This is a genomic window from Micromonospora sp. NPDC005163 (assembly GCF_053599835.1).
Genome location: NZ_JBSFYP010000012.1, coordinates 93,130 through 115,743, shown reverse-complemented (window position 1 = coordinate 115,743; position 22,614 = coordinate 93,130). Strand labels below are relative to the sequence as shown.

Below are 22,614 nucleotides of genomic sequence, written 5' to 3'. Positions count from 1 at the left end.
CGGCAGGGCTAGGGGGTGTGCGCCGAGGTGGCGGCGGGCCGGCCGCGGAACAGGCCGAGCCGGAGCGCCCGGAGCAGGGTGCCGGGCCGGCTCAGCGTCGCCGGGTGATCGAGCATGGTGGTGACCCGGCCCAGCCGGGCGTTGAGCACCGGATCGGCCAGCGACGTCCGGAAGACCAGGTCACCGAACCATTTGGTGACCTTGTACCCGGGTGGGTACGGGCCGTCGACGTGTGGGAGCTCGATGTCGGCCGAGGTGGAGATCTGCCAGGCGGCGTCGACGATCACCCGCACCTGGTCGAAGTACGTCCGCGCCGCCTCCTCGTGCAGTTTCGGGCCGGAGCGCAGGTACGCCGACAGGCAGGACGCGTGCAGCATCGCGGAGGTCATGCCCTGGCCGTACACCGGGTTGAAGGACGCGATCGCGTCTCCGGCCGCGACCAGTCCGGCGGGCATCCGGTCGAGCTTGTGGAAGTCCCGGCGTCGGCTGTCCGCCTGGTGGTACGTGACCACCCCGCCGAGCATCTCGCCACGTTCGGCGATGTCGCCGAACATGTGCGGATAGTGCTGGCGGCAGCGGGCGGTGAAGTCGGCGACGTCGCGGCTGGGCCGGTCCTCGTCGTAGCCGGCGACCAGCATGATCCAACGGCCACCCTCGACCGAGTTGATCCCACCGATCCGGGCGGAACGGCCCTTGCCGGCCATGGTGTGGTAGACCACCACCCAGGTGTCGCTGACCGTCGGGTCCTGCTTGTAGAGCGCGGTCGCGTAGTTCAGTTTGATCGGCATCCGCCGCATCGGCGGGCGTGGCCACCCGTTGTCGGCCAGCCAGTCGCTGAGCCGGCTGGATCGGCCCATCGCGTCGACCACGAGGTCAGCCGGTTCGACGATCGGCTCGGTCCCGCCGTCCGGCACGTACCGTGCGCCGGTGACGCGCCGGTCGGCGAAGACCAGGCCGTCCGCCCGGCCGTACACCATCCGGATGTTGTCGACCGCGAGGGTCCGCCGCCGGACCAGCGCCTCCAGGAACGGACGTGTGGTGATCAGCATCGGGCCGGTGCCGGATGGCGCCGGCGGCAGCCCCAGCACGCCGTTCACGAAGATCTTCGCCGCGCCCTGGTCGGTCGGCGGCGGTGGGGCGCCGAGCGCGAGCGCCTCGTCGACGATGCCGGGAAACCAGCGTTCCAACTGGATCTGACCGGAGGGCAGCAGCGCGTGCACCTGGCTGCCCTGCGGCACACCGGGGCGCGGCCGGTCATCCACATCGGACGAATCGCGCTCGATGACGAGCACTTCGTCGGCATGGTCACTCAACACCCGAGCCGCCATGAGCCCGGCGATGCTGCCACCGAGCACCACCGCCCGCCGCATGATCACCCTGGTCTCGGTCGGGCGTTCCGCTGTCGCTATCTCCGAGAAGAGCCGGGACGGCGAGGGGGGCATACGGTCGCTCCTCGGGTGGTCGGGAAACCTCGGCATCCACGACCGTAACCACCAGACCCGCCGCAGTCAGTGGCAGCGGATCCGCATTTTCTCGTTGGTATTCACCGAGCTGCCGTCCGCCACCGGACACGGACCGCGCTCAACGACGTCGATGCGCGGGGCGCGGCGGGAAAACGCAGGTCGGGACTCGTCTTGACAGATCATCCGATGGTTAGGTTAGCCTAACCTCATGCAGAAGGAGTTGGCGTCGGCCACCGGGGAACACCGCCTGTCGGGCGTCGGCCTCCGCCTGGGTTACCACGGCGTGACCGTGGTGCACGGCGCGGCGATCGGCCTCCGCCGGGGTGCGGTGACCGCGCTCGTCGGGCCCAACGGCAGCGGCAAGTCCACCCTGCTGCGCGCCCTGGCCCGGCTGCACCCGATCGAGGCCGGCATGGTTCACCTCGCCGACGGCGGCGCGGCGGCAAGCCTGCCGGCCAGGGAGTTCGCCCGTCGGGTCACCCTGCTCGCCCAGAGCCGGCCGGTACCCAGCGGGGTCACCGTCCGGGACGTGGTGGGGTACGGGCGTCACCCCTACCGGGGACGCTGGCGGGCAGAGGATCCGAACGGTCCCGTCGCCATCGCCCGGGCCATGGACGTCACCGGCGTCACCGCGATGGCGGACCGTCCGGTCGACGAACTTTCCGGCGGCGAGTTGCAGCGGGTGTGGTTGGCCACCTGTCTGGCCCAGGACACCCCGGTCCTGCTCCTCGACGAGCCCACAACCTTCCTCGACCTGCGCTACCAGGTGGAGATCCTCGACCTGGTCCGTGACCTCGCCGACGACCACGGCGTCGCCGTCGGCGTCGTGCTGCACGACCTCAACCAGGCAGCCGCCGTGGCCGACGAGGTGGTCCTGCTGCACAACGGCCGGGTCCGCGCCACCGGCACCCCGGCCGCGGTGTTCACCGAGAACGCCCTGACCGAGACCTACGGGATCCGGATCGAGGTGAGCACCGACCCGCTTAGCGGGCTGGTCACCACCCGCCCCGTGGGACGGCACCTGACCCGCACCCCGGTCTGAACGACCACCCCGCTCCGTACCAGAGAAAGATCGTCATGACCCGTACCCGTTTCACCGCCCTCATCGCCGTGGTGGCCGCACTGTCGCTCAGCGCCTGCGGCACCACCGAGAACACCGCCACTCCCGAGGCCGCGGCCTCGGCGGCCGGCGGGCCGGTCACCGTCACGGACAGCCGCGGCAAGGACGTCACCCTCAAGGCCCCGGCGACCAAGGTCGTCGGCCTGGAGTGGGGTGAGGTCGAGATGCTGGTCAGCCTGGGCGTCCAGCCCGTCGGCGTCGCCGACCCCAAGGGCTACGGCACCTGGGTCAGCGCCGCCAAGCTCGACCCGGGTGTCAAGGACGTCGGCACGCGCGGCGAGCCGAGCGTCGACTCGATCGTCGCCCTCCAGCCCGACCTGGTGGTGATGGAGGACGACCGGGGCGGCACCCTGGTCAGCCAGCTTGAGAAGTACGTCCCCGTCGTGGTCGCCAAGGGCAGCGACGCCAAGGACAACCTCGGCCGGATGCGCACGGAGCTCACCATGATCGCCAAGGCGGTCGGCAGGACCACCGAGGCGCAGAAGCTGCTCGCCGACTTCGACGCGGCCATCGCCGACGGCAAGAAGAAGATCGCCGACGCTGGTGCCGCCGGCCGCCCGTTCGCCATCGCCGACGGCTGGAAGGAGGGCAGCACCGTGAGCATCCGGATGTTCGGCCAGGGCGCGCTCGTCTCCCAGATCGGTATCCAGCTCGGCCTCACCAACGCCTGGACCGGCAAGACCGACGAGGTGTGGGGCCTCGGCCAGACCGACGTCGAAGGGATGACCGTCCTCAAGGACCCGAACCTGCACCTCTTCTACAACGCCTCCGACGGCGACGACGTGTTCGCCGACGGTCTCGCCGGCAACGCCATCTGGAAGTCGCTGCCCTTCGTGCAGCGGGGCAACCTGCACAAGATGCCCGACGGCGTCTGGACCTTCGGCGGTCCGCTGTCCGGCAAGCAGTACATCGACCAGCTCGTCAAGACCTACACGGTGTGACCGTGCTGATCGCACCCCCGCGCCCGGAGCCGGCCACCCGGCCAGCTCCGGGCGGGCGGCTGGCCGTGCCCCGCGTCGTCGCCGTCTTCCTCGCCGCGACCCTGCTGCTGCTCGTGGTCGGCGCGGTGCACCTCACCCAGGGCACCTCCACCGTCGGCGCCCTGGACCTGCTGCGGCTCGCCGCCGGCGCGGACGACGAGGCGGCCCGCGTCCTGGTCGCCTCCCGGCTGCCCCGACTGCTCGCCGGGCTGGCCATCGGCGTCGCGCTCGGTGTCGCCGGTGCCGCGCTGCAGTCGATCGCCCGCAACCCACTCGCCTCCCCCGACACACTCGCCGTCAACGCGGGCGCCCACCTGGCGATCGTCTCGGTCGCCGCGTTCGGCGTCTCGCTGCCCGCACTGCCGGCCGGCGCACTGGCCTTCTGTGGAGGACTGGCCGCCGCCGGCCTGGTGATGGCCATGTCCGCCGGTGGACAGGCGGGCACCACCCGACTCATCCTCGCGGGCTCGGCGACCGCGGTGGCGCTCAGCTCGGTGACCACCCTGCTGCTGCTCCTGTTCGAGCAGGCCACCATCGGTATGTTCGCCTGGGGCAACGGTTCTCTGGTGCAGAGCGACCTGGTCGCGCTGACCCAGCTCGCCCCGGTGATCGTCGGCGCGATCATCGTGCTGGTGCTGCTCGGCCACCGCCTGGACATCCTCGCCCTCGGCGACGACACCGCCACTGTGCTCGGCCTCGATGTCCGGCGTACCCGACTCACCGTCACCGTGCTGGCGGTGCTGCTGTCCGCCGCGGCGGTGACCCTCACCGGCCCGGTCGGCTTCGTCGGCCTGTGCGCCCCGGTGATCGTCCGGCTGCTCGCCCCCGTGGTGCCCGGGGTGCACCGGCACCGCGTCCTGCTGCCGCTGTCCGGCATCGCCGGGGTGGTCATCGTGCTCGGCTCGGACGTGCTGCTGCGCGCCATCATGGGCGGGCAGGCCGGGGTGGAGGTTCCCACCGGCGTGGTCACCACCCTCTTCGGCGCGGCGATCCTCATCTGGTTGGCCCGCCGGCACCGCGACGCCGGCCCCACCCGCCGCCCGCCCGGCGGGCACGCGGCCGTCCGGTCCCCGGCATCCCACCGCACCGTCGTCGCCGTCACCGCCGTGGTCACCGTCGCCGCCGTGACGGTCGGCATGCTCGCCGGCGACACCTGGGTGCTCCTCGGTGACTTCGTCAACTGGGTCAACGGCACCACCGGGCCCGCGTACACCTTCGTGCTGGACCAGCGGTGGCCGCGCGTCGCGGCGGCGGTCCTGGCCGGCGCGGCGCTCGCGGTCGCCGGCACCACCGTGCAGGCGGTCTGTCGCAATCCGCTCGCCGAACCCGGCATCCTCGGCATCACCGCCGGCGCCGGACTCGGCGCGGTCGCGCTGCTCACGTTCGTGCCGCTGGCCGGCGTGTGGGCTGTCTCCGGCGTCGCCGGGCTCGGCGCGATGCTGGCGTTCGCCCTGGTCTACGGCCTCGCCTGGCGGGGCGGCGGGCTCAGCTCCGACCGGCTCGTGCTGATCGGCTTCGGCGCCTGGCAGGGCGGCACCGCGGTGATCACGTACCTGATCGTCGCCTTCGACCCGTGGAACACCGGGAAGGCGCTGACCTGGCTGTCCGGTTCCACCTACGGCCGCACGTCCACACAGGTGCTTCCGGTGCTGATCGCCCTGCTGGTGCTCACGCCGGCGGTGGTCGCCGCCCGGCGCGAACTCGACCTGATGACGCTGGACGACGACACCCCCCGGGTGCTGGGCGTCCGGCTGGAGCGCACCCGGCTGGTCGCGCTCGGCGCGGCGGCGCTGCTCACCTCCACCGCGGTCTCCGCCGTCGGGGTCATCGGCTTCGTCGGCCTGGTCGCCCCGCACGCCGCCCGGGCGCTCGTCGGCGGCCGCCACTCCCGGGTGCTTCCGGTGGCCGCCCTGCTCGGCGCGGCGCTGGTCAGCATCGCCGACACCCTCGGCCGGACGTTCATCGCTCCGGCCCAGATCCCCGCCGGCCTGGTCACCGCCATGATCGGCACCCCGTACTTCGTCTGGCTGCTGTGGCGCTCCCGCGCCGTGGCGAACCACCCCCGATAACACGCCGGCCCGAGCCCCAGAGAGGCACCATGACCGAGACCATGCCCATCACCCCGTGGCGCCTGTTCACCGTCGAGGTCCGCGCGGTACGCCGGCTGAGCCCGTCGTTCGTCCGGGTGACCTTCACCGGGTCGGACCTCGACCGCTTCGCCGACAACGGTTACGACCAGCGGATCAAGCTGGCGCTGCCGCTGCCCGGCCAGCGCGAGGTGCGTCTACCGGAGGGACCGGACTGGTACGCGAAATGGCGAGCCCTGCCCGAGCACCTGCGCAATCCCGTACGCACCTACACCGTACGGGCGGTCCGGCCGGACCTGGCCGAGGTCGACGTCGACCTGGTGCTGCACGGCGACAGCGGCCCGGCGACCCGCTGGGCCGCGAGGGTGCGCGCCGGCGACGAGATCGCCATCCTCGGGCCGGACGCCGGCTACGACGGTGACCACGGCGGGATCGAGTTCCAGCCGTCAGCGGCGGGAAGCCTGCTGCTGGCCGGCGACGAGACCGCCGTACCGGCCATCAGCGGCATCTGCGAACGGCTTCCACGCGATGCGCGTGGCACGGTCGTGCTGGAGGTGCCCGACATCGACGACGTGCTGCCGCTGGTGGCTCCGCCGCGAGTCGAGGTCCGCTGGCTGGTCCGAGGCGCGGACGGGCACGGCAGCAGGCTGGTGCCGGCCGTCGCCGCCGCGGCGGGGGAACTGCTGGCCGGCGACGCGACGGGGGCCGCCCAGCCCGTCGCGGACGTGGACGTCGACACCGAGATCCTGTGGGAGGTCCCGGACGAGGTGCCACCGGTTCCGCTGTACGCGTGGCTGGCCGGGGAAGCCGGTGTCATCCGGACCCTGCGCCGGCACCTGGTCGCGGAGCGGGGTCTCGACCGACGGGCCGTGGCCTTCATGGGCTACTGGCGGCTCGGCCGCGCCGACCCGGTCTGAGTCGTCGCCGTGCCCGCCGCCGAAGCGCCCCCGCCCGCCGTCGAAGCGTCGCCGCCCGCGGCGCGTCGACGGCGGGCCAGGTAACCGGCGAACACCAGCAGCAACAGGGCCTCGGCGAGCAGCACGGCGACCGCCCGGCCAGGCCCGAGCCAGCCGGCCAGCGAGACATACCAGAACCGCACCAGCAGCGTCAGCACGGTCACCGCGAAAGCCGCCGATGCCAGGCCGTATCCGGTGTAGATCAACCGTTCCCGGCAGCGGTAACCGGCGACCGTGGCAGGGCCGCCGCGCAGCAACCGACCCCAGAACCGGTAGGTGTCGGCCCGCAGGTCGGCCAGGTTGAGGGCGTGGCTGAGCATGTGGTAACCATCCAGGCGCAGGAACGGCACCAGGTTGAGCGCGGCGGTCGCGGCGCCGAAGAGCAGCATGGTGCCGGCCAGGTCGCGCAGCGCGCCGGGCCCCACCCAGGCCCGGATCGCGGCGAACGGCACCAGGGCCAGCATGCTGACGAACACGCCGGCGAACGCGGTGGCCACCCGCCGCCGGGGGGTGAAGAGCACGATGTCGTCGACCTTGCAGTACGGCGCCAGCAGCGGGAACCGCCACATCACCCCGATCTCGGTGACCCGCCCGCCGAAGTGCCGGCAGGTCAGCCCGTGCGCGCACTCATGCAGGAAGACGATCACCCAGGTGATCACCACCGCCGCCACGATCGCGGCGAGCGGGCGGTGTCCGCCACCCACCCCGTCCATCAGGTCCCGCAGGTGCACCGCGACATAGCTGGTCACGGCTATCACGGCCAGCAGGGCGGGCAGCACGAACCCCCAGCTGAACAGCGCGCCCAGCCGAGGAAGCAGCCGGGTGAAGAGCCGGTCCGGGTCGAAGAGCGGCCACCGGGCCGACAACGGCCCGCGCCGGGCCTTCGCGGCGCCCTCGGCAGCCGAGGCGGTCAGGCGGGCGATCGTCTCCGGGTCGGTGGCGTCGGCGAGCAACTGACGGCGGTGCAGCATGCCGAAGAGCTGCTGCCAGTTCTCCGGCCCGAGCCGGCGACGGTACGTCGCGGCGTACTCGGCGGCGAGATCGTCGAGCGTGCGGGTGCCGTCCATCCGGGAGAGCAGGAAGTGCTCCCGCGGCCCGACCCGGTAGTACCAGCCGGTCTCGCCGTCCTTGACGTGGTGCACGAGCTTCTCGCCCCGCCACTGGCCGGGGCCGAGCACGACCGTGGCGCGCAGACGGGGGCGGGCCCAGGTGGCGTCGACCGTCGTCATCGCGCGCCGGCCGGTGCGTCGTCGAGCAGCGCGGCACGCATCAGGTACGACAGGTAGATCTCGTCCAGGATGCTCACTCCGAGCCGGTTGTTGGTCATGTGCACGTACGAGCTGAGCAGGATGGGCAGCGCGGCGTCGAGATCCGTGAGCGGGGTGGGCTCACCACCGCCGCGCTGGAAGACCAGCTCGCCGTCTCGGGCCAACGCCACGACCCGCTCGCGCAGCGCGCGACAGTGCGCCAGCCAGCGGCCCTCGACCCCACCCACACGCGCGGTCGACTGCTCCCGGGCCGCCACGCGGATGTCGGCGAGCCGACCCCGCAGCGCGGCGTCCATCCGCCGGTAGCTGGTGTCGAAGCTCGCGTGGTAGTCGTCGCTCGGCTCCGAGTAGGAGACCTCCCAGAACCGCCGGTACTCGTCGAGGAAGCCGGCAATCCGCCGGTCGTCGTCGAGGAAGACGGCGCACATCATCATGGCGAGCTGGGCGGAGAGCCCCAGCAGCACCGGACGGACGTGCACGTTCGTGGTGGCCAGCAGGTCGAGCACCACGTCACTGGACTGCTCGAAGTGCCACTCGGCCAGCTCGACGCCGGCGGGACCGCCGTACCGGCCGTACTCCCGTTCGTACGGGATGTGGTGGTAGCTGTTGTTCGCCCGCATCGGCATGACGCCGTCCGGGCCGTACTCCTCGTCCCACCGCTGTGCGCCGTACTCGGCGAGGAACATCTGCTTGTACAGGTCACCCAGCCCCGCGCTGTCCACCTCGTAGAGCGCGGGCCGGCGGCGCAGGAACGCGCCGATGGCCGCGTCCACCCGGGCGCGGACCACCGCCGGGTCGACGCCGGGGGCGGGCAGCACCCGCAACCGTACGTGCGGGCCCTCCATCCAGTACTTGATGAAGAAGTACCGGCTGATCAGGCCCTCGGCGCGCAGCTCGTCCACCAGCGGACGAACCCCCTCGACCAGCATGGGGTTGGCGTTGCTGGCGTAGAAGACGTGCACGCTGAGCCAGCCGTGGGCGGTCGGCGCGGGGTGGTCAGTCATGGTCTGCTCCAACTCGGACACCGTTGAGTTCGACGGTCAGTTCGGTGACGTACGTGCCGGTGCCGTCGCGCAGCACCTGCTCGTCGCGGCCCGGCAGCATCTCGGTCAGCACCAGCCGGCTGCCGGCGGCACGGGCCGTCGCGTCCAGCAGGTGCAGGGAGAAGTGGCTGTCGAAGTCCACGTAGAGCGGCTTGTGGTCCGGCCGGGCCCCACCCTGCGCGGCCGGCCCGGCGGCGTCGTCCCCGGCCGCCGGGGCGAGCCGGGTGCCCTCCGGGGTGGCGAACACGCGGCGCGGCAGGCCGTTGTCGCGCCGCCACCGCTGCCACCCGAGGAACCACTCCGCGTCGCTCTGCCCGGCCGTACGCGGCGGCAGGTGATCCGGGTGCAGCTTCCACATCCGCCGTTGCAGCACCAGGTCGCCGTGCACGATGCGGGGGTATCCGGCGATGCCCCGGCCGGGCAGCGGCACGGTCGTACCGGCCCACAGGTCGGGTTGGGCCATGCCCAGGTAGGCGAAGGTGAGCAGCACCTGTTGCACCTCCGGCAGCGCCATCGGCAGCAGGAACCCGAGGTAGACCGGGATGACCTCGGCGTCGAGCCGCCGCGAACGCAGCAGCAGCCGGTCGGCGACCGGGTCGTGCTCCACGCTGAGGTCGTCCATGTCGATCTGCTCGGCCGCCGGCCGGTGGCTGATCTCCCCCGGGCAGACCAGCTCGTACGGCGTGACCACGGGGTGCAGGTTGAGGTTGGTCGCGTCGTACCCGCCCTTGAGCTCGGCGAGCACCGCGCCGGGCGGCTGGAGCCGGACGAGTTCGGCGCGGAGCGCGCCGGCGAGGTCCTGCTCGGCGAAGAGGTGCGCGAAGCGGGAGAAGAGCAGCGTCATGCCGGAGTAGACCCGGTTCACCACCACCCGGTGCCGTCCACCCTGGTCGGCGAGCTGGAGGAAGAAGGACCGGGGGTCCAGCGTGCCGAGTGTCTGCGGCACCATGGCGGCGACGTCGGTCATGAACGCGTCGTCCAGGGCCAACTCCTCGGCGCCGGCCGGCAGCCGGTCGTACGCGTCGTTCATCCGCCGGGCCACCTCCAGCCGGGCGTCGTCCAGCGCGGTGATCTCCTCCTGCCGGAACCAGTTCTCCTGCCGCACGTAGCGGTTCTCCGCGTCGAACGCCCGGCGGCGCATCATCCGGCCGCTGTAGTGCTCGAAGAAGTCCTGCTGGAACTCGTGGGCGAAGGTGAGCAGGTCGTCGCAGCGACCGCCGGCGCCGTACCGGGCCCGGAAGAAGCCCTTGGTGGCCAGCCGGCGGGGCAGGTTGATGTCGAACACCGGCATGATCCGGGCGAGCGCCCGCAGGCCGGGTAGGACCTCCCGCTCCCAGCGCTCGCGGTCGGCGGTCACCGGGGCGCCGGTGTGCCGCGTGGCATCCTCGTAGACCAGGGTGCGGGGGGCCGGGACATCGGGGCGGCCGAGGTCGGTGTGGGCGGCGATCAGCTCGTCACGGATCCCGTCGAGCGCCCGGCGACGCCCGGGCAGGTCCGCCACCGGATAGGCGGTGGCCAGACGGTTCGCCGTCGCCACCCGCTCGGCGAGCCGGTCGGACCAGTCCCGGCCGATCCGCCGCAGCGCCGCCGCGTACCCCTGGACCGGGTCGTCGGCGTGGATGTCCAGTTGCAGGTTCGGCACCACCAGCAGACCGACCCGGAGCAGGTGGTGCAGGTACTGGGCGATCTCCTCGGCCGGGCGTCCGTCGCTGGTCAGCTCGGTGACCAGGTCGTCCATCCGTCGTACCAGTCCGCCGTCGAGCGCGTCCAGGATGTCGTGCAGCACCCGGCCGGTGGGGAGCACGAAGAGCGACTCGTGGATCGACTCCAGGGTGATCGCGGCGTCGCCGTCCTCCGAGCTGGTCCGGCGGCGGCGCAGGTAGCGCAGCCGGCCGTGGGCGATGCGCCAACCGCTGGTCACGGTCACCGGAAGGTCGGCGCGGAGCGTCTCGTCGGCGAGCACGATGCTCGACAGGCGACCCAGCGCCGCCAGGTTGAGCCGGGCGCTGCCCCGCGTCGCCGTGACCGCCTCGTCGGTGCTCGGCGCGTCGGTGCTCGGCGCGTCGGTGCTCGGCGCGACGTCGAGGAGCCGGCCGGCGCCGGTTTCGAGGGTGCCGACGTTCACGGTGGTCAGGGTGCTGAACGGGCTGGTCTTCGCGGCAGCGCGGTAGGCGTACTCCAGCAGCGACCGCTCCACCCGGCGGGCCCGTTTGCCGAGCGGGCCGGTCCCGGTGAGGTAGCCGGTGAGGTACCGGTCCAGCGACGGGGAGGCGAGCAGGATGCCACCGCGCAGGTTCGGGTCGTCGGCGAGGGCACGCAGCACGGTCCGCCGCCGCCCCAACTCGTCGTCCAGCACCGCCGGGCCGGCGGCCAACTCCCGGCGGTACGCGGCGAAGGTCTCCAGCCAGTGGGCCAGGTCCCGGTGGGTGTCCGGCCCCAACGCGGCGACCGGCCAGGCCGACGGGTCGGCCGGTCGGGGCGGGCGGAGGTTGAACACGTCCCGGCGCAGCCGGATCAGCCGCTGCCGCAGCCCGTCATCGGTCAGGTTCCGGCCCACCGCGACCTGGAGCGCGTCGGCCAGGTCCCGGCCGGTCACCCGGAGCCGGTCCTCCAGGTCGAGCACGCGGCGGGACCAGTCGGCGGTCCGGTCGAAGGCGAGCTGGTCGGCGACCTCGATGGGCAGTCCGGCGGTGCGCAGCATGAACACCCCGGGCATCCGCCAGGAGACCGGGGTCACCGGGGGTGCGGGCAGGGACACCGTCACGGGTTTCTCCTTCGTCGACGGATGGTCACGGATCGGGCGTCCGCCGCTGGCGTCGGCGGAGCGGCGCGGGACGGGGTCGTCACAGTCGGTACGCCAGGTCGGCGGTGGCCTCGGGATGCCGCCCGAGGAGCAGGAAGAGCACGGTGCGTTCGTCGGTGCCGTCCAGCCCGAGGGCGGTGTTCATGGCGACGTTGTCGAAGCCGAGCACCGCGCCGCAGCCCAGGCGTTGCGCGGTGGCCGCGCAGTACGCCCGCTGGGCGACGGTGCCGACCTCGGCGTTCAGCATCCGGTAGCCACGGGGGCCGAACACGTCGAGGACCGCGTCCGGCCGGCCGGAGATGGCCAGCACCGCGCCGACCTGACCCATCGTGTAGTTGGTGAGGAAGTACTGCTGCTGCAGGAAGGCGGACATCCCGTCCTCGGGTTCGGGGCCGGCCGGCAACAAGGCGTGCCGCCGCTCGCAGTAGGCGTAGCCGCCGCCGGGCAGCCCGTCGACGTGGTTGGCGAAGACCCAGAGCCGGGTCAGCTCGGGCCCGCCGTCGGTTCGCTTGATGTCCGCCGGGTAACGCCGGGCGGCGGCGGCGAAGGCGAGCGTGGTGCCGAGGTCGGCGGCGGTCAGCTCAGGCGGCCGACGGAACCGGCCGAAGCTGCTGGACCGGCTGGCCAACACCGCCGACAGTGGACGGTTGAGCCGGTCCAGCTCCGGCTCGGGCAGCGCGACCGGCTCGCCCGGCAGGTCCCGGGGAGCGGCGGAACCGACGGTGTCGGGGGCGGGAACGGCCGACGTGGCCGCCGCCCGGTGGACCGCGGTGACCGCGGAGAAGTCCCGCACCCGACGGGACCGTTCGAAGGCGGGGTACCGGGCGCGCACCCGCGCGACGGCGTCCGCCGGCACCACCGGTGGGCGCGTGTCGGCGCCGGTCCAGTCCATCGGCACGACCGCGAAGATGCTCTCCGCGTCGCTGTCTAGGTCGAGCAGCCGGTCCAGGGGCGCCGGATCGAAACAGAGCAACCGCCGCAGGGGTACGCCCAGCGCCGGTGCCAGCAGGTCCCAGGAGCCGAGCAGAGCCCCGAGGTCCTGGGTGACCACGTGATAGCAGAAGCTGTTGTACTTGAACGAGTTCTTCCAGAACCGGATACCGGCCAGCAGGTAGCTGTCGCCGGCGGTCCCCGGGCCGTCGGCGCCGAGGGCGGCGCGGACGGTGCCGGTGACGTCGCCGAGCAGCAGCCGCTCCAGCACGTGCGCTCCGGTGTGGTAGTGGTAGACGCCCGGCAGCAGCGGCCCACCCGCCCCCACCACCAGGTACAGCTCCACCGGGTACATCCCGCCCCCGGACGCGGTGCCGCGTCCCCACACCGCGTGCTCGAGGTGCGCCCGCTTGGCGACGTCCTGGTTCCAGTTGACCGTCATCCGCCGGTCCAGCACCCCGTACGACAGGCGCAGCAGGGCGGCCAGCCCGGCCAGCGACCAGCGGGTGGTCGCCGGCAGGTTCTCCCCGGTGTGCAGGTCGCTCAGGGTGGGCAGCTCGGGCAGCTCGGCGGGCAGCGGCAGCCGGGACGCGCCGGGGTAGCTCTTGTGCCGGGACGGCTGGTCGGCCCAGTCCACCTCGTGGTTGAGCGGTTCCATCGGGGTCCGGGCCCGGCGGAACACCGCCTCGGTGTAGTCCCGGACGACCTCGCGGGCCTCCTGCTGCATGTCGCTGCTCCTACGGAAAGGGGTGCGGGTGGGGGTTGCGGCCGGTGGCGCCGAGCCCGTCCGGTCCGTGCCGGCCCCGGGCCAGGTACCGCTCCAGCCGGTCGCTCCACAGCACCCGCTGCCGCTGCCAGCCGAAGTCGATGGGGACCAGGGCCGGAGCCACGACGGCCATCGTGTGCACCCCGGCGACCTCCTGCTCCGGGCAGGTCTGGTCGACGGCGACGACGTCACCGCCGAGGCTGGCGATCAGGCCGGCGAGGTACGTCATGTCCGCGCGCAGGTCGTCGTGGTCAGGTCGGACGGCGAGCCAGTCGCCGTACAGCTCCGACATGGTCCGCAGCGGCGGGTCGTCCAGGAGGAACGCCGCGTGTCGCGCCATCTCCGGCAGGCCGTAGAGCAGCGCGTGGTGGCTCAGCTCGGTGACCCGGGTGTAGTCGCGGACCATCTCGCGCAGCTCGGGTTCGCTGGCGGCGACCCGCTCGTCGAAGCCGGGGACGTAGGAGGCGGTCTCGCAGAGCGCCGCCCGGACCGCGTCGTCCGGGTCGAGGCTCGCGCCGGCGGCGAAGCAGAGCTGGCCGAGCCCGTCGCCGCGCTTGACCGCGACCGCGGTGACCACCGGGACCGGCAGGTCGGCGCGGGTGTCGAAGAGCCGGATGTCGTAGCCGAGCAGGTCGACCCGGTCGAGCATGAAGTGCACCCGCTCGTCGCGGCAGGTCGCCGGGTCGATCTCGGCCAGCCGGGCCGAGCCGTACCAGGCGAGCAGGAAGGCGTCCCGCTCGATGAGTTCGAGCATGCCGTGCAGCAACGCTTCCTCCGGGCAGCTGCCGCTGGCGCAGCCGTTGGAGCACTCCTGAACGAACTTGCGTTGGTCGGTGCGGCGGTCCAGGTAGTAGACGATCTGTTCGGGAACGAGGCGGGGCGTGCTGTCGCGCAGCGACCACCCCCAGACCCAGTGCATCGGCTCGTCCGGCGAGTACGGGGTGTAGTAGAGCCCGTGCCCCTGGTAGAAGGCCGGGTGGTAGCCCAGGCCGGCCGGGTCGAGCGCGTCGGGGGCGAGGTTGGCGTAGCTGTCGAAGACCTCGGTGCGCTTGGCCCGCGGGAACTGGCCGGCGTAGCGTTCCAGCCCCTCCAGCAGCGCGTACGTCTCACTGCCGCCGTAGCTGTTGTCGTGCCCGCTCCACCACATCTCGTGCAGGTCGTACCGGCTGCGGACCCGGAAGTAGCCGGTGACCGGTGCGGTGGCGGTGGCGTTGTACGCCCGCAGCGCGTTGCCGCCCAGCGCCCCGGCGACCGGGTTGGCCAGCGCAGCGACCGGCAGGTCCAGCTCGCCGGCCGCACGCAGCCGGTACGCGGTCGGGTCCGGCTTGGGCCGGCGGGTCAGCGGGATCACCGCCGCCTCGGCGGTGTCCGCACGGGTGGTCGCGCAGGCGGGGCATTCGGAGTCGGCGAGCACCTCGACCAGCGTCGTCTCCAGGGTGTCCATCCGCAGCTGGTGCAGCCGCGCCACACCGGGGCGGTCGGCCCGGGAGCGGCACGCCTGCCGGAACAGCTGCCAGAGAGCGTCGACCGCGAACGGCGTGAGGTGCGGCAGGGGCGCCACCGTCCCGACCTGAGCGCCGTGCTCCAGGGCGTGCCGCTCCTCCCGGAGCCGGATGGCCTGCCAGCGCCGTTGGACGCAGAGCGGGCACGGCCCGGGTCGGGTCGGCACCGGGTCACCGGCGCCGGTCCAGCGGGGGCCGACCAGCGCGGTGGCGCCGTGCAGCCAGATCGGCACCACGTCGCCGGTGAGCCCCTCGCCGCCGTCGGCGTACGCGTCGGTCAGGCCGAGGGCGGCGATGCGGACGGTGATCCCGGCGGGTGACGGGCCGTCGCCGGCCGGCTGGCCAGCGTGGTTCTGGAGCCGCTCGTGGAACGCCTCGCCGAGCTGCTTGAGGCTGGCGTCCCACCCGGTGGAGGTGGTCCGGACATCGACGATCATGCGGTTCACCTGTCTGCGGTCGCTGCGGGTCTGGTGTCGGGACCGGGGCTCCCCGCCGGCGTGGCTCGCCGGCGGGGACGACTGCGGTGCGGTTACCCGCCGCCGCATCCGGTGCTGGTGCTGCTGCTGCAGCAACTGGATGTGCTGCAACTGCAGCAGCTGGAGCAGGAACAGCTGGAGCTGGACCAGTCCATGACCATCGCGTCGATCGCGTCGACGTCCTCGATCTCGAACGTCTCGGTCTCCAACGCGCGGAGTTCCTCCGTCAGATCCGGCATTTCCCTCTACCTCCCCTCGGGGCGTATGCGGGCCTCTGCGTCGTCCGACCGTCCGGAGCGGCCGGTGGCGCCGAGGCTCAGCTGGTGCTGCTGCAACTCGACGAGGTGCAGCTGCAACAACTGGACGTGCTGCAGCTGGAGCAGCTCGACGTACTGGTGCTGCTGCTGCAGATGTCCATGTGGTCAGCGGACAGATCGGCGATGTCCTCGACCTCGAACGTCTCGGTCTGCAGGTCCCGCAGTTCGCCGCGGACCGATTCGGACAGCGCGGCGGATGACAGGGGTTGTGTCACGGGCCTCTCCTTGAGCCGCGGTCGGCGCCAGTCGTGGTGGGTCTGCGTCCGCACCACCACGGTGGAGCCAGCGGAGGCACGCAGGGGCTACTCGCCGGTGTCGGCCGGCGGCGGTTGGTGCGTTCAGATGCGACGTCCCACCGGGGACTGGACTGCGTCAGCGCTGTGGGGGTCAACCCCGTTCACCCGGTCAGCCGCAGCTGGAGGTGCTGGTGCTGGTGCTGCAGCAGCTCGACGTGCTGCAACTGCAGCAGCTCGAGCAGGAGCAGCTGGAGCTGGTAGCGGCGAGCGCCTCGCCGCCGTCCTCAACCTCCTCGATCTCGAAGGTCTCGGTCTCCAGCTCGCGGAGCTCGTCGTTCAGGGTGATCGGCATGTTTCCACCTCCTTCCACGGTGCGTGCCTCGCTCGGACCACTGGTGTGGTGGTTCAATCGGCCGCCAGGCCGTCGTGCCGCAGCAGGACCACGCCGCTGCGGAACGCGCCGCTGGCCCGCAGGTCCCGGGTGGTGGTCTCGACCAGCAGCGCGCTGATCCCCCGCTCGGCGAGGGCGGCGAGCACCGCGTGCCGGTCGGTGCCGCCGACCGCCGCGGTGCCGTTGGCGGCGCGGCCGGTGAGGGTCGCCGGATCGAGGTCCGCGAGCACCGGATCGCCGAGGTCGGCGTCGGTCCCCTCGAAGTGCCGCACCTGGATTCGTCCGACCAGGTCGCGGAGGGCGCTGAGCCGCGTGGCGACCGGGTCGAAACCGCCGGCGAGCCGCCAGTCGCGGTCCCCACCGCCTGGTGCCTCGCTGACGGCGAGCACGGCGTGCGCCGGTGCCGCGCCGGGAAGAGCGAAGACCGCGAGCTGGTGGCCGAAGCGGTGGGCCGCCTTCACCACGAACGCGGTGTCCTCGTCGGCGACCAGCTCCTCCTCGCCGAGCGCGGCGAGACCACCGTCGCCCCGCATCGCCGCGGTCAGGGCGTGGTACGCCAGCGCGTCCGCGAGGCCCTGATCGATGACGCCGTCGAGACTGTCGGCGGCCGCCGCGCCGGCGTGGGTCCGCTCGGCGAGGCCCTCGCCGTTGGCAGCGGAGGTGGGCAGGGCCAGTGCCGCCGGAACCCACCCCCTCTCCGGACGGCCCAGCACGGTCGCCGGCAGCCAGCGGACCGCTCGGCGCGGGTCGTACGGCACCGCGCCGGTCGCGCTGTGCAGCTCGGTCCACGGCACCGGTTGCCCGCCACGCTCACGCAGTTGCTCGGCCGAGGCCAGGACGCCGGCGCGTGGGTCGGCGTACCGGGCGGCGTGGTCACACACCGCCACCCGGTAGGCGGCCAGCCGGGCGGTCAGCACGGTGTGCACGTCGAACGCAGTCACCTCGCGTGGCCCACGCCGGCCGGGCAGCCGCAACCGGGCCGTCTTCAGCGGCGCCTGCTCCAGCGGGTCGTCCACGAACCGGGTGAAGACGCCGGCGTTCGGTGACACCAACGCCTGGGCACGCTGGTAGGTCTCGTCGTCGGAGCTGCCCGCCCCGGCCGGCTCGGGCACGTCGACGTCCCGACAGACCGGGCAGGCCGGATGCGGCAGCACCCGTTCCCGGGCGGCCTCCAAGGTGGACCGGTCCAGTAGCAGCACGCCGTCGGCCGTGTCCGGCGCCAGCGCGCCGGTGAGGACCCGGAACAGCTCGAACGCGGCGGCGTTGCCGACCATCCGCGCGGTCACCTCCGGCAGCGGCGCGGGCGCGTCGGCGCCGGGGCCGACGGCGAGCTGCCGCCAGAACTCGGCGGCGACGGCGGCGGCGGCGGCGGCGGTGAGCCGCAGCTGGGCACAGAGCCAGCAGGGGGTCCCGCCCGGTTCGACCGTCGGCCCCACCACCGCCCGCTCGTCGTCCCAGACCACCGGAACCAACAGCGGGCCGTCGCGGTGACAGGTGCGAGCCAGCTCGGCCAGGCCGGCCAGGTCCGTCCGGTCGGCGCAGTACACCACCGCGTCCGCTCCGCTCAGCTCGACCGGGCCGTCGTGCACTCGCAGCGCGGCCGCCAGACCGTCGTCGCGCAGCTCCTCCACCTCCGGCCGCAACGCCTCGGCGTAGCGCGACGGGTCGTCGTACGGGTACAGGTCAAGGTGGAGGCACCCGTTGCGGAGCAGGCCGCTCGCCGCGGCCAGCAGGGTCGCTCCCCCACCGACCAGCGCCACGCGGGCGGTGTGCAGGCGCAGGAAACGGCCGGTGGGATCGTCGGCGAAGTGGTCGATGAACTCGATCTGCGGGGCGAACCGCCGGCCCACCGCCTCGGCCAGCTCCGTACGGTCGCCGGCGTCCTTCGCGAAGCCACGGGCGAGCAACGCGCGGACCAGGGTGAGCACCGTCTGCCGCTGGCCCTGGTCCAGGGACGCGGTGAGCTGTCCCAGGGTGTGCTCCCCGGTCAGGTACGGGCTCAACGAGGTCAGCCAACGGAAGGCGGACCATCCTTTGATCAGGAAGGCGGTGTCCGGCCCGCGCAGGTAGGCGCCGGCCGGCGCGTCCAGGAAGACCACGTCGTGTCGCAGCTTGGGTCGCACTTCCAGGTTCTCCGCACCGTCCCGCGGCAGGCTCATCCGGGCTCCTATGCCAGCGATCACCATCGACTCGAAAGTGTCTACATGCTGCCCATGGTCAATTCATTCGTCAACAGATTGTTTCGTCGAGGGCAGCGGCGGGAGTCAATTGGAGGGCACTGAGCTGCGGCTAGGGGAAATTTTTCCGCACCCCACCGCTGCGGGCCTTCCGGCACCGATCAACCTCCGCTACTCTGTGGGCGTCATCGGCACCTCCGCAGGTCAGAGACTTTTACATCGTTCCAGGCAAAGGCGGGCCGGTGGCGCGATCCCGAGGCTGGCGGTGCCCCACCGCCACCGCGACCGTGCCTTAACGGTCAGTTAGTTGACTGTGCACAATTAACCGTGTGTTGTGGGTCGGGAATCAGTGAGGACCGTCAGATGAAGACGATGGAAAATCTCCTCGGCGGCATCCGCCACACCGTCCGACGATTGCGGCAATCCGTTGGGGAATGACCGATTCGCCATCGAATTGCACGACGTCACCAAGCGTTATCCCGGCGACGTCACCGCGGTCGACCGCCTCGACCTGCGGGTGCCCGAGGGGACGGTCTTCGGCTTCCTCGGCCCGAACGGCGCCGGCAAGACGACCACCATGCGGATGCTGGTGGGGCTCGTCCGACCGACCTCCGGCCGGATCCGGGTGCTGGGCCAGCCGCCTGGCACCCCGGACCAGCTGGCCCGGGTCGGTGCCCTGATCGAGTCACCGGCGTTCTATCCCCATCTGTCCGGTGTGGACAATCTGCGGTTGGCCGCCCGCTACGCGGGAGTGCCCGACAGCGCCGCCGACCGGGTGCTGGCCGAGGTGGGCCTGACCGGACGCGCACGCTCGGCGTTCCGGACGTACTCGCTGGGCATGAAGCAGCGGCTCGGGGTGGCGGCCGCGTTGCTCAAGGACCCGAGCCTGCTGATCCTCGACGAACCCACCAACGGGCTCGACCCGGCCGGTGTGTCGGAGATCCGGGAGCTGCTCCGGTCGCTCGGGCAACGCGGGCGCACCGTGCTGCTCTCCAGCCACGTGCTCGGTGAGGTGGAGCAGGTCTGCGACCGGATCGCCGTGATCAACCGCGGCCGCCTCGTCGCTGACGGCACCTCGGACGAGCTGCGCGCCGCGCTCGGCGCCGGGGAGCTGCTCATCGCCGCCGATCCGGTCGACAAGGCCGCCGCGTGCCTGCGTGACCACCGGAGCGTCCGCGGGGTGGAGACGGTCGACGGCCGGCTACGGGTCAGCGCGGATCCGGCGCTGGCCGCGGAGCTCAACCGGCGGCTGGTCGAGGCGGGCATCGACGTACGGGAGCTGCGGCCGGTGCGCCACTCGCTGGAAGAGGCGTTCCTGGAGCTGACCGGGCCGGACCGGGCCGGTCGGGAGGAGTCGACGACCATGACGGGGGGCAACCGGTGATCGCCTCGGTACGCGCGGCCTGGTTCGCGGACCGGAAACGGCCGGCGGTCTGGACCGTCACCCTCACCTGGATCGTGTTGGCGCTCGCCTTCGGCGTCGGCGTCCCGTACCTGGTGCACCTGGCGCTGGCCGGCGATCCGGAGCAGGCGGCCTCGGCCGCGTCCCTGCTGGACGCCGTGCTGCCCGGCCAGCTGGTCACCACCGGAATCGGGCTGTTCCCGCTCTTCGGTGGGGCGATCGTGGTGATCCTCGGCGCTCTGGTCGTGGGCAACGAGTACCGCTGGGGCACGCTCAACCTGATCTTCACCCAGCGTCCCCGGCGGGCGCAGGTGCTGGCCGGGCACGCCGTCGCGCTCTGTGCCCTGACCCTGCTGCTCGTCGCGCTCACCTTCGCCGCGATGGCCGGGGTCACCGCGCTGCTCGCGCTGATCGAGGGACGCGGCCTGGACTGGCCGGCGACGAGTGACCTGGCGGGGGCCGTGGGGGCCGCCTGGCTGATCTGCAGCGCGCACGCCAGCGTGGGTTACTTCCTCGCGATCGTGTTCCGCAGCACCGCCACGGCCATCGCCGTCGGCCTGGTGTGGACGCTGGTGCTGGAGAACGCGATCAGCGGCCTCGCCCTGGTACTGAGCCCGCTGGAGACGGTCCAGAAGCTTCTGCTCGCCCCCAGCTCCGGCGCGCTGGCGGGCGCGCTGGGAGCCCCATCGCAGTTCGACGGGGGCACGCCAGGGGTGATCGAGTCGACCGGCGCCGGGCTGCCCGCCGCCGTCCTGGCGGGATACGTGGTGCTGATGTTCGGCCTGGGGATCTGGCTCGCGGCACGCCGGGACGTCAACTGATCGGAAAGGATGTCGAGATGGACTTCCTCCTTGCCTTCGCGTTGACCGGACTGGTGGCCTGCGGTGGCTGGATCGCGTGGGCCGTGGTCCGCGCCTTGGCCCGGGCACGCGACCGGCGACACGAGCTGCGCCTCGCTCAGGCCCGGTCGGCGGTCGAGCTGCGCCAGGCGGAGCTGACCGCCCGTGTTCGGGAGCAGGAGCTGGCCAACGAGACCTACCAGGACTTCGTCCGGCGCCACCCGGAGAGCTGACCCCGGGCGGCTTCGGGGCGAGCAGGGTGTGTGGGGTGCAGCGGAGGCCCTGCGGTGCGTACAGTTCCGGGTCGGACTTGGGGTGGGCCGGCTGGATCCGGCGCAGGGAACGGGACGAGACAGACACGCATGACGGCGGACAACGGTACGGAAATCGGTCAACCCGGGATTGACCGGAGCCAGCTGGAGACCTGTCTCGGCGTCTTCGAGGCGTTGGAAGCTCTGCCGTCCGATCATCCCGACGTGGTGCGGGTGCAGCGCGCCACTGCGAAGCTCTACAAGGTGATCAAGCAGCGGCGACGCGAGGAGCGGCGCGACGCCATCGTGACGGCCGACCGCGCGGTGACGGCGGCCACCGCCACGGGCGCCCCCGGCCGGATCGACGATGAGACGCAGGGCATCCCGCTCGCCTCGCCCACCGCGGGCGCCACGGCTGGCGTCCTGCACAATCCGCGCGGCTGCTACGTCTGCAAGCAGCGCTACCGCGAGGTGGACGCGTTCTACCACCAGCTCTGCCCGTCCTGCGCCGCGCTCAACCGGGAGCGCCGGGACGCCCGCACCGACCTGACCGGCCGGCGCGCGCTGCTCACCGGCGGCCGGGCGAAGATCGGCATGTACATCGCGCTGCGGCTGCTGCGTGACGGCGCGCACACCACCGTGACGACGCGGTTCCCGCACGACGCGGTCCGCAGGTTCGCCGCGATGCCGGACAGCGCGGACTGGCTGCACCGGCTGCGGATCGTCGGGATCGACCTGCGCGACCCGGCCCAGGTGATCGCCCTCGCCGACTCGGTCGCCGCACAGGGACCACTCGACATCCTGATCAACAACGCGGCGCAGACCGTACGGCGCTCGCCCGGGGCATACTCGCAGCTCGTCGCGGCGGAGGCCGCCGCCCTGCCGGAGGGCCCGCTGCCGGAGCTGATCACCTTCGCCAAGTCGGGCGGCCAGGGCACCCCGGCGGGCAGCCTGACCGCCGGGCCGCAGTCGACCGCGCTCACCCCGCACGCGCTGACCGCGCTGGCGCTGACCAGCGGCTCCGCCTCGCCGGAGCGGATCGCGGCGTCCACGGCCATCGACGCCGGCGGTCTGGTACCCGACCTCGACTCGGTCAACAGCTGGGTCCAGCGGGTGCAGGAGGTGGACCCAGTCGAGCTTCTCGAAGTGCAGCTGTGCAACGTTACCGCGCCATTCGTGCTGGTCAGCCGACTGCGACCGGTGATGGCCGCCGCGAAGGCCCGCCGCAAGTACGTGGTGAACGTGTCGGCGATGGAGGGCCAGTTCGGCCGTGGCTACAAGGGGCCGGGGCACCCGCACACCAACATGGCCAAGGCCGCGCTGAACATGCTGACCCGGACCAGCGCACAGGAGATGTTGACCGACGGCATCCTGATGACCAGCGTCGACACCGGCTGGATCACCGACGAGCGGCCGCACCCGACGAAGATGCGACTGGCGGACGAGGGCTTCCACGCCCCGCTGGACCTCGTCGACGGTGCGGCACGGGTGTACGACCCGATCGTCCGCGGCGAGCAGGGCGAAGACCTGTACGGCTGCTTCCTGAAGGACTACGCCCCCTGCGCCTGGTGACCGCCACGTCGGTCACGACGGTCCGCTGCGCTGCC

General features: G+C 72.5%; 18 protein-coding genes. 8 read left to right on the top strand and 10 right to left on the bottom strand.

Annotated elements, in window-relative coordinates; all coding sequences use genetic code 11:
- Positions 1-8: 8 nt before the first annotated feature.
- Positions 9-1,442 (bottom strand): FAD-dependent oxidoreductase, encoded by a 1,434-nt coding sequence (locus tag ACWD6N_RS11640; RefSeq protein ID WP_354966801.1) that lies wholly within the window; start codon positions 1,440-1,442, stop codon positions 9-11.
- A gap of 229 nt (positions 1,443-1,671) precedes the next feature.
- Here ACWD6N_RS11640 and ACWD6N_RS11635 point away from each other — a divergent pair, with 229 nt between their 5' ends.
- Genes ACWD6N_RS11635 through ACWD6N_RS11620 form a run of 4 tightly spaced genes read left to right on the top strand, consistent with a single transcriptional unit; the run spans position 1,672 to position 6,567 of the window.
- The gene (locus tag ACWD6N_RS11635; RefSeq protein ID WP_354966802.1) at positions 1,672-2,505 is read left to right on the top strand and encodes an ABC transporter ATP-binding protein; all 834 of its coding nucleotides are present in this window, start codon (positions 1,672-1,674) and stop codon (positions 2,503-2,505) included.
- A gap of 35 nt (positions 2,506-2,540) precedes the next feature.
- Positions 2,541-3,524, top strand: a complete 984-nt coding sequence (locus tag ACWD6N_RS11630) for an ABC transporter substrate-binding protein (RefSeq protein WP_387326480.1) — start codon at positions 2,541-2,543, stop codon at positions 3,522-3,524.
- Between the two features lie 5 nt (positions 3,525-3,529).
- Positions 3,530-5,632 carry an iron ABC transporter permease gene (locus ACWD6N_RS11625; RefSeq protein WP_387326715.1) on the top strand — a complete coding sequence of 701 codons (2,103 nt, stop codon included), beginning with the start codon at positions 3,530-3,532 and terminating at the stop codon, positions 5,630-5,632.
- Between the two features lie 29 nt (positions 5,633-5,661).
- On the top strand, positions 5,662-6,567 hold the full coding sequence (locus ACWD6N_RS11620; protein ID WP_387326477.1) for a siderophore-interacting protein: 906 nt from the start codon (positions 5,662-5,664) through the stop codon (positions 6,565-6,567).
- On the opposite strand, the gene ACWD6N_RS11615 is transcribed toward ACWD6N_RS11620, so the two are convergent.
- From ACWD6N_RS11615 to ACWD6N_RS11575, 9 genes are all read right to left on the bottom strand, one after another.
- A complete protein-coding gene (locus tag ACWD6N_RS11615; protein ID WP_387326474.1) occupies positions 6,534-7,835 on the bottom strand; it encodes a metalloprotease in 1,302 nt (433 codons plus the stop codon). The genes ACWD6N_RS11620 and ACWD6N_RS11615 overlap by 34 nt on opposite strands.
- Complete coding sequence (locus ACWD6N_RS11610; protein WP_354966806.1) at positions 7,832-8,878, bottom strand: lantibiotic dehydratase C-terminal domain-containing protein; 1,047 nt, start codon at positions 8,876-8,878, stop codon at positions 7,832-7,834. Before ACWD6N_RS11610 ends, ACWD6N_RS11615 begins: the two co-directional genes overlap by 4 nt.
- The gene (locus ACWD6N_RS11605) at positions 8,871-11,681 is read right to left on the bottom strand and encodes a lantibiotic dehydratase (RefSeq protein ID WP_449936861.1); all 2,811 of its coding nucleotides are present in this window, start codon (positions 11,679-11,681) and stop codon (positions 8,871-8,873) included. Before ACWD6N_RS11605 ends, ACWD6N_RS11610 begins: the two co-directional genes overlap by 8 nt.
- Before the next feature lie 79 nt (positions 11,682-11,760).
- Complete coding sequence (locus ACWD6N_RS11600) at positions 11,761-13,377, bottom strand: SagB family peptide dehydrogenase (protein WP_387326465.1); 1,617 nt, start codon at positions 13,375-13,377, stop codon at positions 11,761-11,763.
- Between the two features lie 10 nt (positions 13,378-13,387).
- The gene (locus ACWD6N_RS11595) at positions 13,388-15,355 is read right to left on the bottom strand and encodes a TOMM precursor leader peptide-binding protein (RefSeq protein ID WP_354966809.1); all 1,968 of its coding nucleotides are present in this window, start codon (positions 15,353-15,355) and stop codon (positions 13,388-13,390) included.
- A gap of 92 nt (positions 15,356-15,447) precedes the next feature.
- The gene (locus ACWD6N_RS11590; RefSeq protein WP_089021435.1) at positions 15,448-15,633 is read right to left on the bottom strand and encodes a thiazolylpeptide-type bacteriocin; all 186 of its coding nucleotides are present in this window, start codon (positions 15,631-15,633) and stop codon (positions 15,448-15,450) included.
- A gap of 77 nt (positions 15,634-15,710) precedes the next feature.
- Positions 15,711-15,926, bottom strand: a complete 216-nt coding sequence (locus ACWD6N_RS11585) for a hypothetical protein (RefSeq protein ID WP_307871652.1) — start codon at positions 15,924-15,926, stop codon at positions 15,711-15,713.
- 190 nt (positions 15,927-16,116) lie between these two features.
- Positions 16,117-16,299 carry a hypothetical protein gene (locus ACWD6N_RS11580; protein WP_046564715.1) on the bottom strand — a complete coding sequence of 61 codons (183 nt, stop codon included), beginning with the start codon at positions 16,297-16,299 and terminating at the stop codon, positions 16,117-16,119.
- Between the two features lie 53 nt (positions 16,300-16,352).
- A complete protein-coding gene (locus tag ACWD6N_RS11575) occupies positions 16,353-18,497 on the bottom strand; it encodes a TOMM precursor leader peptide-binding protein (protein WP_450004685.1) in 2,145 nt (714 codons plus the stop codon).
- Between the two features lie 445 nt (positions 18,498-18,942).
- On the opposite strand from ACWD6N_RS11575, the gene ACWD6N_RS11570 reads away from it, so the two are divergent.
- From ACWD6N_RS11570 to ACWD6N_RS11555, 4 genes are all read left to right on the top strand, one after another.
- Positions 18,943-19,899 carry an ABC transporter ATP-binding protein gene (locus ACWD6N_RS11570; protein WP_354966811.1) on the top strand — a complete coding sequence of 319 codons (957 nt, stop codon included), beginning with the start codon at positions 18,943-18,945 and terminating at the stop codon, positions 19,897-19,899.
- A complete protein-coding gene (locus ACWD6N_RS11565; RefSeq protein WP_354966812.1) occupies positions 19,896-20,738 on the top strand; it encodes an ABC transporter permease in 843 nt (280 codons plus the stop codon). The genes ACWD6N_RS11570 and ACWD6N_RS11565 overlap by 4 nt, the downstream gene beginning before the upstream one ends.
- 17 nt (positions 20,739-20,755) lie before the next feature.
- On the top strand, positions 20,756-20,989 hold the full coding sequence (locus ACWD6N_RS11560; protein WP_354966813.1) for a hypothetical protein: 234 nt from the start codon (positions 20,756-20,758) through the stop codon (positions 20,987-20,989).
- A 129-nt stretch (positions 20,990-21,118) separates the two neighbouring features.
- Positions 21,119-22,579, top strand: coding sequence for an SDR family NAD(P)-dependent oxidoreductase (locus tag ACWD6N_RS11555; protein WP_387326454.1), 1,461 nt, complete (start codon positions 21,119-21,121; stop codon positions 22,577-22,579).
- Positions 22,580-22,614: the final 35 nt, after the last annotated feature.